Raw genomic sequence first — 16,575 nt, forward strand, 5'->3', positions numbered from 1 at the left:
AGAATTTAACTGGCTTTAACTTTTCCTGCTTCTAAACTGGCTTTTAATTGTGCCATCAAATCGGTTGCTTTTGCGGAAACTTCTTCTTTCGTTTCAATCTTCTTCGTTTTACCTTTTGCTTTGGCTTCAATGATTTTCATGAGATCATCATTGTAGGTATTTTTATATTTTTCAGGATCAAATTTCGTCGCCAATTGTTTGATAAGCGATTCTGCCATTGCCATTTCTTCGTCTTTTGGTTTTTTCGCAGTGGGAAGTTTTAAGTCTTCAAATGATCTTATTTCTTCCGGATAACGCATTCTGTTGACCATTAATACTTTATCTTCATACGGACGAACCAAACACAGAATTTCTTTTTCTCTTAAAATAAATGTGCCGATTCCTGCCATTTTGGTTTTCAAAAGTGCTTTTAATAAAAGTCTGTACGCTTCTTCACCGTTTTTCTGAGGTTCCAGAAAGTAAGAACTTTCAAAATAAGCGCTGTCAATTTCATTTATGTCTACAAACTGTTTGATGTTAAGAATCTTCGATTTTTCGGGACTTACAGCTTCGAAATCTTCTTTATCGAGGACAATGTAGCGATCTTCCATCTTAAAGCCTTTTACAATATTTGCCCACTGTACTTCCTTTCCGGTTTTGGAATTGACTCTTTTAAAATTAATATTCTGCAGATCATCTTTATCCAGCATATCCAGATCGATATTGCTTTCTTCAGTTGCCGAATATAATTTAATAGGAATATTTACCAAACCAAAACCGATTGCGCCGTTCCAAATTGCTCTCATAATCTTCAATTTATTTCCAATTTCAATATCAAAAATGCTTCCAAAAAAAATAAGGTTTTAATAATCTGATTAACTTTGAATAAAATTCTGAAGAAATGAAAATCGCAACGTATAATGTAAATGGCGTGAACGGAAGATTACCTGTCCTTCTAAAATGGCTCAAAGAATCACAACCCGATATTGTTTGTTTGCAGGAATTAAAAGCGCCTCAGGATAAATTTCCGGAAGCTGAAATCTTAGAAGCAGGTTATCATTCGGTTTGGCTCGGCCAAAAAAGTTGGAATGGAGTAGCGGTTTTATCAAAGTTGGAAAAACCTGTAGTTTCCAGAACCGATCTTCCTGGCGAAGATGAAATTGAAGCGAGCCGTTATCTGGAAGTGAAAATTAAAGATTTAATTATTGCATGTATTTATTTGCCTAATGGAAATCCAGTTCCGGGACCAAAATTTGATTATAAAATGAGATGGTTTGAAAGGTTGGATGCTCATGCTGAAATGTTGATCACTTCAGGGAAAAAGGTTCTGATCATTGGAGATTTCAATGTGATCCCAACTGAAAAAGATGTTTACAAACCTGAAAAATATAAAAACGATGGTCTTTTCTTACCAGAAGTTCGAAAAGCACTTGAAAACTTGATCAGTCAGGGTTGGACGGATGCGTTGCGACATTTATATCCGACGGAAACGATCTATACTTTTTTTGACTATTTCCGGAAAGCCTACGAACGAAACGCAGGGATGAGAATTGATCATTTTTTACTTTCTCCCGAAGTGGTGCCGCTCCTTAAAAAAGGCGAAGTTGATAAAGAAGTGCGAGGTTGGGAAAAATCAAGTGATCATTGTCCGGTTTGGATCGAAATCGAGGAGTCTAAATAATAGTGATAAAATAAGAAAAACACCTTTCTGGTTTCTTCGCTATTCTTAATCTTCTGATTTTTAACGGTTGGGCTTTTTATCTTTACAATATTTCTATTTCTGAAGAGTTTTCTTCATTATAAAATTTTTCCCGATCGAATGCCGTGACACGTAAATATTTGTCTGAATGAAAAACAACGCTGAAAATCGCTACAAGTTTTGGTCCTTTTTTCCTATTTTTGGGCGTTATTTTTCTTGGCGTAAATTTTCTGTACAAAATCCTTCTTCTGAGAAATCATTTTGTCATCCAGATCGAAGACCGGATTTTCGATGATGTGAAAGAAATAAAAAAAGCCGAGAATTCAAGAGAAAAATTCATCAATCATAATAAATTGCAAATATTGAAAATACCTAACAATTGGCAACAGTCTTGCATTGTCAGTTTCATGCTTAAAAAAACCTTCATTTTTATTTTTTATTTTTCTATTTTTACGCTTCAGGCACAAGTGAAAGCGGATGATATTTTAGGAAACTGGACGACTGTTGAGAACAGCGTTTCTGTAAAGGTGTACAAATTAAATAATGAGTACAGAGCAAAAGTAACATGGTTTGATGAACGGCTTGGAAGTGGAAAACCAATGAATCTGCGTCATGACACTCAAAATGTAGATCCTGAACTTCGTAAACGAAAAGTGATCGGCATGGAAATTTTGGAAGGTTTAACTTTTAATCCTGAAACTTCTTCCTGGGAAAATGGAACTATTTATGATGGTTCTTCAGGGAAATACTGGGATTCATCGGTCACTTTAAATAAAGACGGAACATTGAAAGTTCGTGGTTACTGGAAAGTAAAATGGATCGGAAAGAGCCTTATTTTTAGAAGAGTAAATCCTGGAACATTTAAAAAATTATAAACTATGAGAATTTTATTAAACCTGTTAATCACGGCAATCGTCGCTTATGCCTTAACGTACATTTTAAGCGGAATTCATTTTGATGGTTTCAGTGGCGCCATTATTTTCGCCATTGTTTTGGGCGTTTTAAACCTGATCGTCACACCAGTTTTAAAAATATTAGGATTGCCATTAACGATTATTACGTTGGGACTTTTTTCTTTGGTGATCAACGCTTTGGTTATTTTACTCGCCGCAAAATTTGTTCCCGGAATGTCGATTGATGGTTTTTTAACCGCCTTTATTTTCAGTATTTTACTGTCTCTTATCACTTCTTTACTCAGCGGGATTTTCACTTCGAAAGATTAACAAAAACTACTTAGTTTTAAATTAAAAACAAATACCCAATTTTAGAATTTCTAAGATTGGGTTTTTTATTTTTAAACCTCTTATTATATTTCTTAATTTTGATTGACAAAAAATTAACACAATGACTCGTTTATTCAGCATTCTTTTGATCACCATATTTTCCTTCAGCACATTTGCGCAGGAATTATATATTCCAAGAAATATTAAAAAAGCTTACGAAAATCAAACACGCTCCAAAGAGGGTAAAACGGGAAAAAACTACTGGCAGAATGGCGGCAACTATGCAATTGATTTCACCGTAAATCCTGCTACAAAAATTGTTTCAGGAACAGAGCTCATCGATTATTCCAATAATTCTCCAGATTCTCTAAAGACTTTGGTTATCCGTTTTGTAACGAATCTGCACAAAGCGACTTCGCCACGAAGCAGTAAAGTTTCTAAAGATTTTTTAAGTGAAGGTTTAAAAATTAAATCGCTTTCCATTAATGGTCAGAATTATAAAATCAACAGTGACGATTGGGAAACATTTTATGAATTAAAGTTGAATACCGCTTTGCTCCCAAAATCAAAAAATCAAATAAAAATCGAGTGGGAATATCAACTATCAAAAGAAAGTGGGAGAGAAGGACAAATCGATGAAAACACGCTTTTCTGTGCTTACGCTTATCCTAGAATATCGGTTTATGACGATTACAACGGTTGGGATAAATTACCGCACAACGGAAGAAATGAATTTTACAATGATTTTAATAACTACGAAGTTTCCATTTCTGTTCCAAAGAATTTTATCGTTTACGCAACAGGAGTTTTAAAGAATCCTGAAGAAGTTTTGCAACCCTCTATTTTAAATAAATTTAGAAAGTCTTTAACAAGCGACGAAATTATTCACGTTGCGACAAAAGAAGAAATTCAATCTCAAAAAGTAACCTTGCAAAATGCTCAAAATGTTTGGAAATTTACGGCACAAAACGTTACTGATTTTACATTTGGAACAAGTTCATCTTATATTTGGGATGCTTCGAGCGTTCAACTGAAATCGAAAAAAGTGTCTGTTCAGGCAACTTATAATGATGGAACTGTAGATTTTGAAAAATATGTGGAATGGGAAAAATATTCCATAAAATGGTTTTCAGAAAACTGGCCGGGAATCGAATATCCATTTCCAACCATGACTGCTTTTCAGGGATTTGCAGATATGGAATTTCCGATGATGGTGAATGATTCTTCGATTCCCGATGATTTGGCAGATTCGCGACAAACTGCGGATCACGAAATTGCTCATACTTACTTTCCGTTTTTCATGGGAATTAATGAAACGCGCTATGCATTTATGGATGAAGGTTGGGCGACAACTTTCGAATATCTGATTGGTGAAAGCGAAAATGGAAAAAGTTTTACTGATAAAGCCTTCATCAATTTTCGGGTAAAACGATATATTAATGATCCTTCAACCGAAGAAGATCAACCTGTAATTTCCCTCAGTACGCAGGTTTCCGGATCAGGTTATGGAAATAATTCTTACGTCAAACCCGCATTTTCTTATCTCGCTCTAAAAGATATGCTCGGCGACGATTTATTCAAGAAATCACTGCATTATTATATGGATATCTGGAACGGGAAACATCCGATGCCGTGGGATTTCTTTTACAGCATGAATTTAGGAAGCGGTCAAAATCTAAACTGGTTTTGGAACAACTGGTTTTTCAGCAATAATTATGTTGATTTAAAAGTGAATTCAGCAAAAATTTCCGGTAAAAATTTAATGGTAACTATTCAAAATGTAGGCGGATTTGCCATTCCTTTTGATGTTGAAATTACTGCCGTTGATGGATCAGTTTCTAAAAAACATTTCACGCCAGAAGTTTGGAAAAAAGGTTCTTCCTACCAAACTCCAATTCCAGTCACTAAAAAAGTGAAATCAGTAAAACTTGATGGTGGAATTTATCTGGATTATACGCCGAATGATAATGTAATTGCGCTTTAGAATGATAAAATTTCAAACCGCAAAAATGGATAGTAGAACGAGGACAATGACTATAATTCTTGTGCTTTTTTTACTTATTTTTCCGTTTATATCTTTCTTTTTTGAACCGCGACGAACTGTCATTTCTATTTTCAGTTTGGTTATTATGTACGGCGTCGTATTGATTTCTTATGCTTTTGTTCCGAAGAAAATTTTAATAACAGATTCACAAATTTTAATTAAAAATCTTTACGGAACAATTACAATCGATTTAAATGAGATTTATTCAATATCGAAAGTTGAAAAAACGGGATTCAATCTCCGAACTTTCGGAGTCGGCGGTTTGTTTGGTTATTTTGGATATTTTAATGGAAAAGATGTTTGGTATGTAACCAATATTCATAAAAAAATAAAGATCACTTTAAAATCAGGCAAAGTATATATGCTCAGTCCCGAAAATCCTGATGACTTCAGCAATGAAATTCAAAAATGGAAATCATCAGAAATATCGTGATCTGCTTCTTATGCTATGAATTTTCTATATTTGTACTGTTTCTTAATCTTCAAAATTTAAATTTCAAATGAAAATAAAAAACACCCTTATCGCTCTCGCAGCGCCTTTATTAATGAATGCACAAAACGTAATGACGCCAGAAACGTTGTGGACGCTGAATAAAATCGGGGTTTCTGCAGTTTCTCCGGATCAGAGTTCGCTGATTTACAGTATTGGCAAAACCGATCTGAAAACCGAAAAAAACAACAAGAAGAATTATTTCTTCAATATTAAAAATGGTGATGCAACCAATTTAGATCTCGGCAAGAAATCTATTGTTCAATGGGATAAAAACGGAGTTTATGCGCAAGAAGGCGATAAAATTTATTTATCAAAAGATGCCGGAAAAACCTGGACTGATTTTTATACTTTAGGCGAAGTTGATAATGTCATCATTTCTCCGGATGGTAAGAAAATCGCTTTCAGTAAAGAAGTTTTGGTGGAAAAAGTAATGGGAAAAGATAAATATTCCGACGTTCCTAAATCGACTGCACATATCTACGACGATTTGAATCACCGTCATTGGGATCGTTTTAATGAAGGAAAATACAATCACGTTTTTGTAGTAAATATTTCTGAAACAGCAGATAAAGCCAAAGATTTGCTTCAGGGAAAACCTTGGGATTCGCCGCAAAGACCTTCTGGTGGAAGTGAAGATTTTCTTTGGAGTCCAGATTCTTCGCAACTTTTATATGTGACAAAACCTTTGAGTGGCGCAGCATATGCACAATCGACGAATACCGATATTTTTGCTTACGATTTGAGTTCCGGAACGGTAAAAAATCTGACAGAAAGCAATAAAGGTTACGACGTCAATCCGAAATTTTCCCCGGATGGAAAGTATTTGTCTTGGCAATCGATGGAAAGAGAAGGTTTTGAAGCCGATAAAAATGATGTAAAAATCATGGATTGGAAATCCGGTAAAACTACTAATTTAACTAAAGCTTGGGACGAAAGCGTTGTTGGTTCAGTATTTTGGTCACAGGATTCGAAAGATATTTATTTTACCACTGCCTGGAAAGGAACAATACAACTGTTCTCATTAAATCCTAAAAATTCAAAAATTCAGCAGGTCACAAAAGGTGATTTTGATGTTACTGACATTTACGCGCAAAACAAAAATTCGCTTTTAGTTTCCAGAACCGATATGAATCACAATGCAGATTTATTCTCTGTAGATTTGAAAAACGGCGCAATGAAGCAAGTGACAGAAATTAACAAAGATACGTACGCCAAAATAACTCCTTCAAAAACGGAACTGAAAATGGTGAAAACCACAGACGGAAAAGAAATGGGAGTCTGGTTTATTTATCCGCCAAATTTCGATCCTGCAAAAAAATATCCAACTTTATTGTATTGTCAAGGTGGTCCTCAGTCGGCATTAACACAGTTTTTTAGCGTAAGATGGAATTTTGCTTTGATGGCTGCAAATGATTATATCGTTGTTGCGCCAAACCGTCGCGGAATGCCTGGATGGGGAACAAAATGGAACGAAGACATCTCAAAAGATTGGGGCGGTCAACCAATGCGTGATTACTTAGCAGCGGCAGATTTTGCGAAAACTTTGCCTTATGTTGATGGCGACAGAATGGGAGCAGTTGGTGCTAGTTACGGTGGTTACAGCGTTTATATGTTGGCAGGAATTCACGAAAACCGTTTTAAAACATTTATCGCGCACGACGGACTTTTTGATATGAAATCCTGGTTTTTAACGACTGAAGAATTATGGTTTGCGAAATGGGATTTGGGCGGTTCTCCTTATGACACGCCAACTCCGAAATCGTATACTGAATTTAATCCTTCCAACTACGTCAACAAATGGAATAAACCGATGATGGTAATTCAGGGTGGAATTGATTACAGAGTACCTTACGAACAAGGTCAGGAAGCTTTTCAAGCGGCAAAATTAAAAGGTTTGAAAACGAAATTCCTTTATTTTCCGAACGAAAATCACTGGGTTTTACACGCTCAAAACGGTTTGGTTTGGCAGAGAGAATTCTTTGAATGGTTGAAGGAAACTTTATAGAAAGCACATTCAACTAAAAATATTAAAAATGATTTGCGATTAATTTTGGAAATCATTTTTTTTTGGTCTTTGAATTCCTACTAAAAAGTTTAAATTTGTTTCAAAATAATAACCAATTCACCATGGCCGAGTTAGAAGTAGCAAAATCAACCAAAAAAATTATTGAAACTGCAAAAGACAAAGAAAAAAGTCTGTGGCATAAAATAAAAGAAATGGCGCTGGAAATAGGCATTATTATTTTCGCTGTTTCGCTCTCGATCGCTTTCCACAGCTGGAGTGAAGCGCGTCATGAGCAACATCAGGTACATGTTTTCCTAAAAGGTGTTCGAATCGATCTGATGAAAGATATGGGAGAAATGAATGAAGACATTAAAGCCTATAAAAATCAAAAAAAAGCATTTCATTATTTAGGAAATATTCCGAAAGGTCAGACTGCCAACAGTGACAGCTTAAAACTGTTCGCTCCTTATTTTTATAATTTCACGGGTTATGGTGGAAATACCGGTCGATACGAAGGTTTTAAATCGTCGGGGAAAATAGGTTTTATTGAAAATGATGATCTTCAGAACAGTATTTTAGATCTCTATGAAGAGAAAATTCCGCGGCTCACCATTTCTACTGATTTTTATAAAACTCAAAAACTAAAATTTGCAGATTATATCACCGACAATACTTTGGATTATCCTTCCGGGAATATCACCAAAGTGATGGCTTCAGATCCTGTAAAAAACAGAAGTCAAATTTATCTCTCCTCGGTGAATCAAATTATTTCTAATTATGAGAGCTGTACGGAGCAAATGAAGGAGATCGTGAAAGTAATTGACGCAGAATTCCCTCCGAAGAAATAGTTTTTTTATCAGAAAACAAGAGAAATCTGCATAAATGGCTGACCGAATATCCTCGTTTCCACCGATCATTTCAGGTACTTCAAAAATTTTGATCCTGGGTTCAGTTCCGGGAATAAAATCTTTGGAATTGCAGGAATATTATGCTCATCCTCAAAATAAATTCTGGCGAATATTATTTGAACTGTTTCAGGAAGATTTTACAACAGATTATTCTCAAAAACTAACGTTCTTAGCAAAAAATCATATCGCAGTTTGGGATGTTATCGATTCTTGTGAACGCGACGGAAGTTTAGACACTAAAATTAAAAATGAAGTTCATAATGATGTTGAGCAGATTTTAATGGATTATCCGAATATCGAAGCCATCTTTTGTAATGGCCAGAAATCCTTTAAAAATGTGCTGAAGAAATTGAGTGGTAATAGCGACATTCCTATTTTCGCACTTCCTTCAACTAGTCCAGCGTACACGATCCCATTTAAAAGAAAAGTAGAGGAGTGGAAAATTATTAAAAATTTTATATGAAGAAATATTATTTTTTGATGTTCTTATCAGTTTCTGTATTTAATTTCGGTCAAACCTATGACTTCGATTTTCTGACGAAATACAAAACCCACAATTCAAAAAACAACTATAATTTTGAATCTGTTAATTACTTTAATACTGATGATATTTCCTATTACTTAAAATTAAGTAAAAATGAAAAGTTTTTAAGTGCTTTTCTTTTTGATGAGGAAAGGAAATTAGTTCACTATTTTAAAGTCACAGAATCAAATATAAAAAACGAAATTCAGTTTGAATTTTTATACGAATATTCTTATCCTTATGTTGCTGAACACCGTTTTGAAAATTATCATTTCGAATTCTCAGCAGTTTCCGAATCATCGCCGAAAGTAACTACTTTGAAGGTTTTCAAATCAAAAAAAGGGAGAAAACCAGTGTTTGAGCAGACTTTAACGTTACAACCTGCCAATACAAACCTTTTTGAAATTTACAGAAAAAGCATTCTCAGCTATTTACATACTGCGGACAAAATTAATTTCCCCGGCAACTATATCGTAAAAAAAGTGGTAGAAAAACACAGAGATTATACTTGCGAGATCGAATTAGTAGAGTACAAAAATGTAGAGCTACAAATTGTTCTTCCAGAAAAATTAAATTTAAAAAACTCGTATCAATCGACGAATAGTACTTTCTCAAAGTTTAATCATTAAACTTTATTTTATAACTGAACTTTAATTTTAAAACCTGAATTAATTTTCATTTTAATTTGATCCGCAGTTACTTTACTTGCCTGAATTTCGATTATCAAAGAGTTTTGCGTCGTTCTGAAATATTCCAAAATTTCGTCGTCGGTCGCAGTAAATGTGATCGTGTTTGGATTCGTGTTATCGTAAGCCGTTGCAATTAATCGATCGGCTTGATTGGGCGCTTTCACATAAATTCTTGCATTCTTGATGACATCTAATTTATTTCCCAATTGAGAACTTACGTAATCTAAACTCAAAGTACTCAATTTCACTGATTTCAAATTGTTGATCGAAAAGTTTGCATTTTGCTCTTTGATCTTCGCATCTAAATTAATGTTCATGGGAAGTTCAGGCGTTTGTGTATAACCGGTTGTACTTATTGCGGCGAAAGGAACATCAACCGTCGTCGTAAACGGAACCTCGAACGGCGGCAGAACATCTAAGACCGAATTAACAATATCCCGACAACTCGTAACAAAAAATAAGACGATAATTCCGGTGATCAACCATAACTTTTTCATACTGTAAATTTTAATGATTTTGCTTCTTGCATGAATCATTCCAATCTAAATATATCGACAAAATCAGCCTAAAATTAAAAGGACTTGACTTTGCCTTTTCAATGTCGTATATTTGCACTCCGAAAATTTTTCGTTTTCGGTCTTAATTTTTAAACCGTAATTTAAAAAAATGAAAACATCCGATTTTAATTTCCATTTACCGGAAGAACTTTTAGCTGAACATCCAAGCGAACACAGAGACGAAGCAAAACTCATGGTTTTAAACCGTGCAACTCAAACGATAGAGCATAAAAAATTTAAAGACGTTGTTGACTATTTCGACGAGCACGATTTGTTCATTTTTAATAATACCAAAGTTTTCCCCGCAAGATTATTCGGAAACAAAGAAAAAACCGGTGCCAAAATCGAAGTTTTTCTTTTGAGAGAATTAGACAAAGAAACCCGCGTTTGGGATGTATTGGTAGATCCGGCAAGAAAAATAAGAATTGGTAATAAATTATTCTTTACCGAAGATGAAGGTTTGGTTGCTGAAGTCATTGACAACACCACTTCCAGAGGAAGAACACTACGATTTTTGTATGACGGTTCTTACGAAGAATTTCGTACAAAACTGAAAGAATTGGGACAAACTCCACTTCCTAAATATATTAAAAGAGACGTTGAGCCGGAAGATGCAGAACGTTATCAGACGATTTATGCAAAATACGAAGGTGCCGTTGCAGCTCCTACAGCAGGCTTACATTTCTCTAAACATTTAATGAAGAAATTAGAGATTAAAGGAATTGATTTTGCTGAAATTACGCTTCACGTTGGTTTGGGAACTTTCAATCCGATCGAAGTAGAAGATTTGTCGAAACACAAAATGGAATCAGAAGAAGCCATTATTACTCAAAAAAATGCAGATATCATCAACAAAGCTGTTGCTGAACAAAGAAGAGTTTGTGCAGTTGGAACGACGACGATGAGAGCAATAGAGACCTCAGTTTCCTCCAACAGAAAAATTGGACCATATCATGGCTGGACGAATAAATTTATTTTCCCTCCACATGATTTTGGGGTTGCAAACTGTATGATCACGAACTTCCACACGCCAAAATCTACATTAATGATGATGGTTGCGGCATTTGCAGGAAAAGATTTCTTAATGCAGGCATACGAAGAAGCCATCAAGAATGAATATAAATTCTATTCTTATGGTGATGCGATGTTGATCATTTAATCAGTTATAAATAAAAAAATTTTAAATTTTAGATTAAATTTATTTCGTTTTTAATCTAAAATTTATCATTTAAAATCTAAAATTATTTTGAAGGATATCCGAACTTTATCACTCGAACAACTCACTGATTATTTTTTGTCTTTGGGTGAAAAACCTTTTCGTGCAAAGCAGGTTTATGATTGGTTGTGGAGTAAAAATCTTCATTCCATTGAGGAAATGACGAATCTTTCGAAAGATTTAAGAGAAAAAATTTCCGAGGAATACATTATCAATCCTATTTCGGTTGATGAACTTCAGAAATCCAAAGACGGAACGATTAAAAACGGCGTAAAATTACACGACGGACTTTTAGTAGAATCGGTATTAATTCCGACCGAAACCAGAACTACAGCTTGCGTTTCTTCTCAGGTTGGATGTTCCTTAAACTGCGAATTCTGTGCAACTGCGCGGTTGAAAAGAATGCGAAATCTTGAAGTTGCAGAAATTGTAGATCAAGTCGCATTGATCGACCGACAAAGCAAACTATATTTTGACAGACCACTTTCCAATATTGTCTTCATGGGAATGGGCGAACCCATGATGAACTACAAAAATGTAGTAGAATCAATTCGCAAAATTACCGAACCTGAAGGTTTAGGAATGTCGCCACGAAGAATTACGGTCTCAACCTCCGGAATTCCGAAGATGATCAAAATGTTGGCAGATGAAGGTTTAAAAGTAAAACTGGCGCTTTCTTTACATTCCGCGATTGAAAAAAAGCGAAACGAAATTATGCCTTTTTCCGATAAATTTCCATTAACCGATATTATGGATTCTCTGAAATATTGGTACGAAAAAACAGGAAATATCATCACTTTTGAATATTGCGTCTGGAAAGGAATCAACGATAAAGATGAAGACATCAAAGCGCTTATTCAATATTGCAAGCAGATCCCAAGCAAAGTGAATTTGATTCAGTACAATCCAATTGGTGACGGAAAGTACGATCAATGCAATAAAGATGCTGAAGAAAATTACGTACGACAACTGGAAAGAGCTGGAATTACAGTTCTGATCCGAAGAAGTCGCGGTGGAGATATCGACGCCGCTTGCGGACAACTCGCTAACAAAAGCAGTGAGTAATGTTCTCACACGTCGGAAAAACCAGAACCCCCAAACATAATCTCGGAATTGCGTCCTTACTTTCTTTTGTTGCAGGATTGGTCAATGTTGTAGGCTTTTTTGCCGTTCAAAAGTTAACTACAAATGTAACAGGACATTTCGCTTTTTTCGTGGACGAAGTTTTTAAACTCAATTTTACAAATGCTTTTCACGTTGCACTGTTCGTTATTTTCTTTCTCTCAGGTGCTTTCTTCGCTAATTTCGTGGTAGAAATTTATTCCAGAATTCGCGAAAATCAAACCTACATTCTTCCCATTTTAACCGAAGCTTTAATACTTGTAGTCATTGCATTTGCGGGAAATTATTTAATTAAAACAGATCCCGATGTTATCGCTTACAGTTTGCTTTTTGCGATGGGAATGCAAAACTCTTTGGTGACGAGTATTTCAAAATCAATCGTTCGAACCACCCATTTAACGGGACTTTTTACTGATATGGGTATCGAACTCTCTCAACTGTTTTTTTATAAAGATGAGATGCATAAATTCAAGTTGATCAGATCGATAAAGTTGCGTTTGACAATTATTTTCATGTTTTTTCTGGGCGGAATTACGGGTGGAATTTTATTCTCCTATTTCGGCATCAAATCCCTCATTTTAGGTTCTATAATTTTATTGAGTGGCCTGTTTTATGATTTCGTCAAAATCAGATTTTTACTTTTGAAACGTAAAAGGGGACTTTCGTGAAGATTTTTTATTTGGGCAGCTTTTTCCGCCTTCCATTCCCGCTTTTTTTATTGCTGCCTTCGACTTCGCTCAGTCATCAATAAAAAAGAGCTCCACTCAAGTCGGGCTGCAAGATTATTTTCTAATAAAAGTTTGATCTCAATAATCAAAAAGAAATGAAAAATTATTTTCTATTCGTTGCAATATTTATTTCGTTGAGTTTCTCTGCTCAAAATCAGGATCAATGGCTAAAAATGAATCGTTTTGAAATCGCCGTTTTAAGCGATTCTCTCAAAGAAAATTCCGGTTTAGATTTTTATAAGAAACGTCTTTTTACATTTAATGACAGCGGAAACAGTTCCGAGATTTTCGAAATTGACAAGACATCCGGGAAGATTAAAAATGTCTATAGAACAGATCTCAAAAATACAGATTGGGAATCGATTACGAGTGATTCTACCCAAATTTATATCGGCGATTTCGGGAATAATGCAGGAATGAGAAAAGATTTAATGATTTACAAGATTCCTCTTGACAGCTTAGAAAAAGGGTCGGCTTTGCAGAATGCTCAGGAAATTCCTTTCTATTATCCGGAACAAAAAGACTTTACGTCAAAAAATTTAAACAACGATTTTGATGGCGAAGCAATGATTTTTTTGAATGGAAAAATACATATTTTCACTAAAGAATGGCGATCAAAATCAACAACGCATTATATTGTAGATCCAAATATTTCTGAAAATCAATCCGCTGAAAATGCAGAAACTTTTCACACCGGATATGTCGTTACAGATGCTGCTTATTTTGATAAAAAACTATATTTAATTGGTTATACCAAAAAAACAGAAGTATTCCTTTCTGTTTTTGCTGAAACAAATCCTGGAGTTTTCTTTGACCAAAAACCCCGAAGATATTATCTTGGAAGCGCTTTTTCGATTGGTCAAATTGAAGGAATTGCGGTCGATGACCAAGGCGTTTATATTTCGGGAGAAGAATTTATGTCGCCCTTTCGAAAATCAAAACAACGCCTTTATTTTATTCCGTCTAAAAAATTGAAATAAATCCCACAGATTGAGCAGTTTTTCCCAACTATTCTGTTTTTAATAATTATCTTTGCCTTTACTTACAATTTTAATAATTCCTTCAGTTTTGGCGAATATCGTAGAAGAAATCAAGAAGCCCATCAAAGAAGAAATGAAACTTTTCGAGCAAAAGTTTTATGAATCGATGCAGAGCAATGTTCCGCTTTTGGATAAGGTGACGCGTTTTATCGTGACTACAAAAGGGAAACAGATGCGCCCGATGTTTGTTTTTCTCTGCGCAAAACTTTTAGGAGAAGTTAACGAAAAAACATTTCGTGGCGCTTCAATGATCGAATTGATCCATACCGCAACTTTAGTTCATGATGACGTTGTAGATGAAAGTTTTAAAAGACGAAATTTCTTCTCTATCAACGCGTTATGGAAAAATAAAATTGCGGTTTTGGTAGGAGATTACCTTTTATCAAAAGCCGTTTTACTTTCTACCGATAACAAAGATTACGACCTGCTTTCTGTAATTTCTACCACGATCCGCGAAATGTCTGAAGGCGAACTTCTTCAGTTAGAAAAAGCCCGAAAGCTGGATATTACCGAAGATGTTTACTTTGAAATTATCCGTCAGAAAACCGCAACACTCATCGCAGCCTGCTGTGAAATTGGCGTTCTCTCTAATAATGCGGATGAAAATTTGGCGGGTAAAATGCGGGAATTTGGAACTTTAACAGGAATGGCTTTTCAGATTAAAGATGATCTGTTTGATTTTCTGACCTCAAATATTATTGGGAAACCAGTTGGAATTGATATTAAAGAGAAGAAAATGACTTTGCCTTTAATTCATAGCTTAAAAATGGCCAGCGAAAAAGACAGAAAATATTATTTCAATACCATTAAACGCTATAATAATGATACAAAAAGGGTTAAAGAACTTATCGAATTCGTAAAAAATTCCGGCGGATTAGAGTATGCGATTGGAGTGATGAAAGACTATCAGCAGAAAGCAAAAAACATTCTTAATGAATTCCCGGATCACGAAGCAAAATATTCGCTGAATCTGATGCTGGATTACGTGATTGAAAGAAAATATTGATCTATTTCAACTTTAAAATCTGCTGTAATTCCAGAGCATTTTTGATTCCTGCAATTCCCCAGGTATTATTAAAAAAGACAAAAGAAGTTCCCTTAAATCTTTTTATTTTTTCAGAAATCATCTTTAGTTCTTCTTTTGAATATTCAGATTTAAAAAGTACCGGAACACCATGGAGGCGGTAATATAGAAAGTGATCATTATTGATCACCACTTCATCCGGAATATCTTTTGGAAAACTGACTCCCGCAAAAACGATCTTATTTTCCTGAAGCTTTTTTAAAACTTCATCATTCCACCAACTTTGATGTCGAAATTCGACCACATTCAAATAATTATCATTTACGGTTTGAATTAATAGCTCAAGATTTTCATCAGTAAAATGATAAGAAGGCGGCAGCTGAAAAAGAAACCCCGCGAGTTTATCCTTTAAACCTGAAGAAATATGTTCGAAAAACGCATCAACTTCTTCTTTGGTATCCTGTAATTTCTTTACATGTGAAATCGTTTTTGGAATTTTTATGAAGAACTTAAAATCTTTTTCTGTTGATTCATGCCATTTTTCGAGCGTTTTTGAAGTCGGTCTGCGATAAAAGGTCGAATTAATTTCGACCGCATTAACTTTGTTAGAGTAGTAGCAAAGATATTCTTTAGACGGCAATTCTTCCGGATAAAAATAACCTTTCCAGGATCTTTCTGTAAATCCAGAACATCCAACGTAATGTTTATTTTTCATCTTGTTTGATCAACGCTTCTGTTAAAGTTTTCCATTCAAATTTACTTCCAAGTGCGATTGCGCTGATAGAAACGCCCAGATTTCTGCCTTTTTCGAGGACCGTCAGATTCTCTGTGTTTGGAATTTCATTTCTGCCATGAACTTCAGCGGTGGTTTTATTTCCATCTCTTGTGATAAGGACATTTGACGTGGCTTTATCACTAAAGAAATGAGCGATTTTTCCATCTTTTTTGCCAGGATCTTCGCTTGGCCTCAATCTCATGTAAACCAATTCTCCATTATCAAATTGCTCTTCTTCGATCAGTTCGATTGAGACCCAATCGAAAGTTTTCCCGGTGGGATTATAAAGCAAAGGAAGTTTAATTTTAATATAATTGCCCACAACAGGTTTTGTGAAAATTACTTTTCCATCTCTTTCACAAAGGGAAAATTCCGCACCCGTTTTCTCAGCAAAAAAATACCAGGAATTAATGTCAAACAATCGCTTTCTGACGGTGTCAAAATGAAAAGCAGCTTCAGCAACAGTTTCAAATTCAATTTCTGAAACATTGTCGCTGAAGCCACCTTCAATTTGTGTAGGGATTTTGCTGTTCATCATCAACCAGTTTTA

At 35.0% G+C, this 16,575-nt stretch carries 18 protein-coding genes; 14 read left to right on the forward strand and 4 right to left on the reverse strand.

What is annotated here, in order from left to right; genetic code table 11:
- Positions 1-5 precede the first annotated feature (5 nt).
- Entirely contained in the window at positions 6-785 is a 780-nt protein-coding gene (gene ku / locus IV494_RS03325) for a non-homologous end joining protein Ku (protein ID WP_196078742.1), read from the reverse strand.
- A gap of 95 nt (positions 786-880) precedes the next feature.
- Between ku and xth the strand changes: the two genes are divergently transcribed.
- The 9 genes from xth to IV494_RS03370 all read left to right on the forward strand — a co-directional run bounded on the left by xth (position 881) and on the right by IV494_RS03370 (position 9,503).
- Complete coding sequence (gene xth / locus IV494_RS03330; RefSeq protein ID WP_196078743.1) at positions 881-1,660, forward strand: exodeoxyribonuclease III; 780 nt, start codon at positions 881-883, stop codon at positions 1,658-1,660.
- A gap of 425 nt (positions 1,661-2,085) precedes the next feature.
- Complete coding sequence (locus IV494_RS03335) at positions 2,086-2,553, forward strand: DUF2147 domain-containing protein (RefSeq protein ID WP_196078744.1); 468 nt, start codon at positions 2,086-2,088, stop codon at positions 2,551-2,553.
- A 3-nt stretch (positions 2,554-2,556) separates the two neighbouring features.
- On the forward strand, positions 2,557-2,901 hold the full coding sequence (locus IV494_RS03340; protein WP_196078745.1) for a phage holin family protein: 345 nt from the start codon (positions 2,557-2,559) through the stop codon (positions 2,899-2,901).
- 121 nt (positions 2,902-3,022) lie between these two features.
- Positions 3,023-4,885, forward strand: coding sequence for a M1 family metallopeptidase (locus IV494_RS03345; protein ID WP_196078746.1), 1,863 nt, complete (start codon positions 3,023-3,025; stop codon positions 4,883-4,885).
- A gap of 46 nt (positions 4,886-4,931) precedes the next feature.
- Positions 4,932-5,378 (forward strand): PH domain-containing protein, encoded by a 447-nt coding sequence (locus tag IV494_RS03350; protein ID WP_196078747.1) that lies wholly within the window; start codon positions 4,932-4,934, stop codon positions 5,376-5,378.
- Positions 5,379-5,445: 67 nt separating this feature from the next.
- On the forward strand, positions 5,446-7,443 hold the full coding sequence (locus IV494_RS03355; RefSeq protein ID WP_196078748.1) for a S9 family peptidase: 1,998 nt from the start codon (positions 5,446-5,448) through the stop codon (positions 7,441-7,443).
- A gap of 122 nt (positions 7,444-7,565) precedes the next feature.
- Positions 7,566-8,291: a DUF6090 family protein gene (locus IV494_RS03360; protein WP_196078749.1), complete on the forward strand. Its 726-nt coding sequence runs from the start codon at positions 7,566-7,568 to the stop codon at positions 8,289-8,291.
- 34 nt (positions 8,292-8,325) lie between these two features.
- On the forward strand, positions 8,326-8,814 hold the full coding sequence (locus tag IV494_RS03365; protein ID WP_196078750.1) for a DNA-deoxyinosine glycosylase: 489 nt from the start codon (positions 8,326-8,328) through the stop codon (positions 8,812-8,814).
- Complete coding sequence (locus IV494_RS03370) at positions 8,811-9,503, forward strand: hypothetical protein (protein WP_196078751.1); 693 nt, start codon at positions 8,811-8,813, stop codon at positions 9,501-9,503. Before IV494_RS03365 ends, IV494_RS03370 begins: the two co-directional genes overlap by 4 nt.
- An 8-nt stretch (positions 9,504-9,511) precedes the next feature.
- Here IV494_RS03370 and IV494_RS03375 read toward each other — a convergent pair whose 3' ends face one another.
- A complete protein-coding gene (locus IV494_RS03375; protein WP_196078752.1) occupies positions 9,512-10,060 on the reverse strand; it encodes a hypothetical protein in 549 nt (182 codons plus the stop codon).
- Between the two features lie 169 nt (positions 10,061-10,229).
- Between IV494_RS03375 and queA the strand changes: the two genes are divergently transcribed.
- The 5 genes from queA (at position 10,230) to IV494_RS03400 (ending at position 15,232) form a co-directional block, all read left to right on the forward strand.
- Positions 10,230-11,279 carry a tRNA preQ1(34) S-adenosylmethionine ribosyltransferase-isomerase QueA gene (queA, locus tag IV494_RS03380; RefSeq protein WP_039347340.1) on the forward strand — a complete coding sequence of 350 codons (1,050 nt, stop codon included), beginning with the start codon at positions 10,230-10,232 and terminating at the stop codon, positions 11,277-11,279.
- Positions 11,280-11,366: 87 nt separating this feature from the next.
- Positions 11,367-12,401 (forward strand): 23S rRNA (adenine(2503)-C(2))-methyltransferase RlmN, encoded by a 1,035-nt coding sequence (rlmN, locus tag IV494_RS03385; protein ID WP_196078753.1) that lies wholly within the window; start codon positions 11,367-11,369, stop codon positions 12,399-12,401.
- Positions 12,401-13,126: a YoaK family protein gene (locus tag IV494_RS03390; RefSeq protein ID WP_196078754.1), complete on the forward strand. Its 726-nt coding sequence runs from the start codon at positions 12,401-12,403 to the stop codon at positions 13,124-13,126. Before rlmN ends, IV494_RS03390 begins: the two co-directional genes overlap by 1 nt.
- A gap of 155 nt (positions 13,127-13,281) precedes the next feature.
- Positions 13,282-14,166, forward strand: a complete 885-nt coding sequence (locus tag IV494_RS03395; protein WP_196078755.1) for a hypothetical protein — start codon at positions 13,282-13,284, stop codon at positions 14,164-14,166.
- 88 nt (positions 14,167-14,254) lie between these two features.
- Positions 14,255-15,232: a polyprenyl synthetase family protein gene (locus tag IV494_RS03400; RefSeq protein WP_196079483.1), complete on the forward strand. Its 978-nt coding sequence runs from the start codon at positions 14,255-14,257 to the stop codon at positions 15,230-15,232.
- 1 nt (position 15,233) lies between these two features.
- Here the strand turns inward: IV494_RS03400 and IV494_RS03405 are convergent, their stop codons facing one another.
- Together IV494_RS03405 and IV494_RS03410 are read right to left on the reverse strand one after the other, a co-directional pair.
- Positions 15,234-15,965, reverse strand: coding sequence for a DUF72 domain-containing protein (locus IV494_RS03405; protein WP_196078756.1), 732 nt, complete (start codon positions 15,963-15,965; stop codon positions 15,234-15,236).
- Complete coding sequence (locus tag IV494_RS03410) at positions 15,955-16,563, reverse strand: hypothetical protein (protein WP_196078757.1); 609 nt, start codon at positions 16,561-16,563, stop codon at positions 15,955-15,957. The genes IV494_RS03405 and IV494_RS03410 overlap by 11 nt, the downstream gene beginning before the upstream one ends.
- Positions 16,564-16,575: the final 12 nt, after the last annotated feature.

The organism is Kaistella gelatinilytica (assembly GCF_015679325.1).
Lineage (GTDB): Bacteria > Bacteroidota > Bacteroidia > Flavobacteriales > Weeksellaceae > Kaistella > Kaistella gelatinilytica.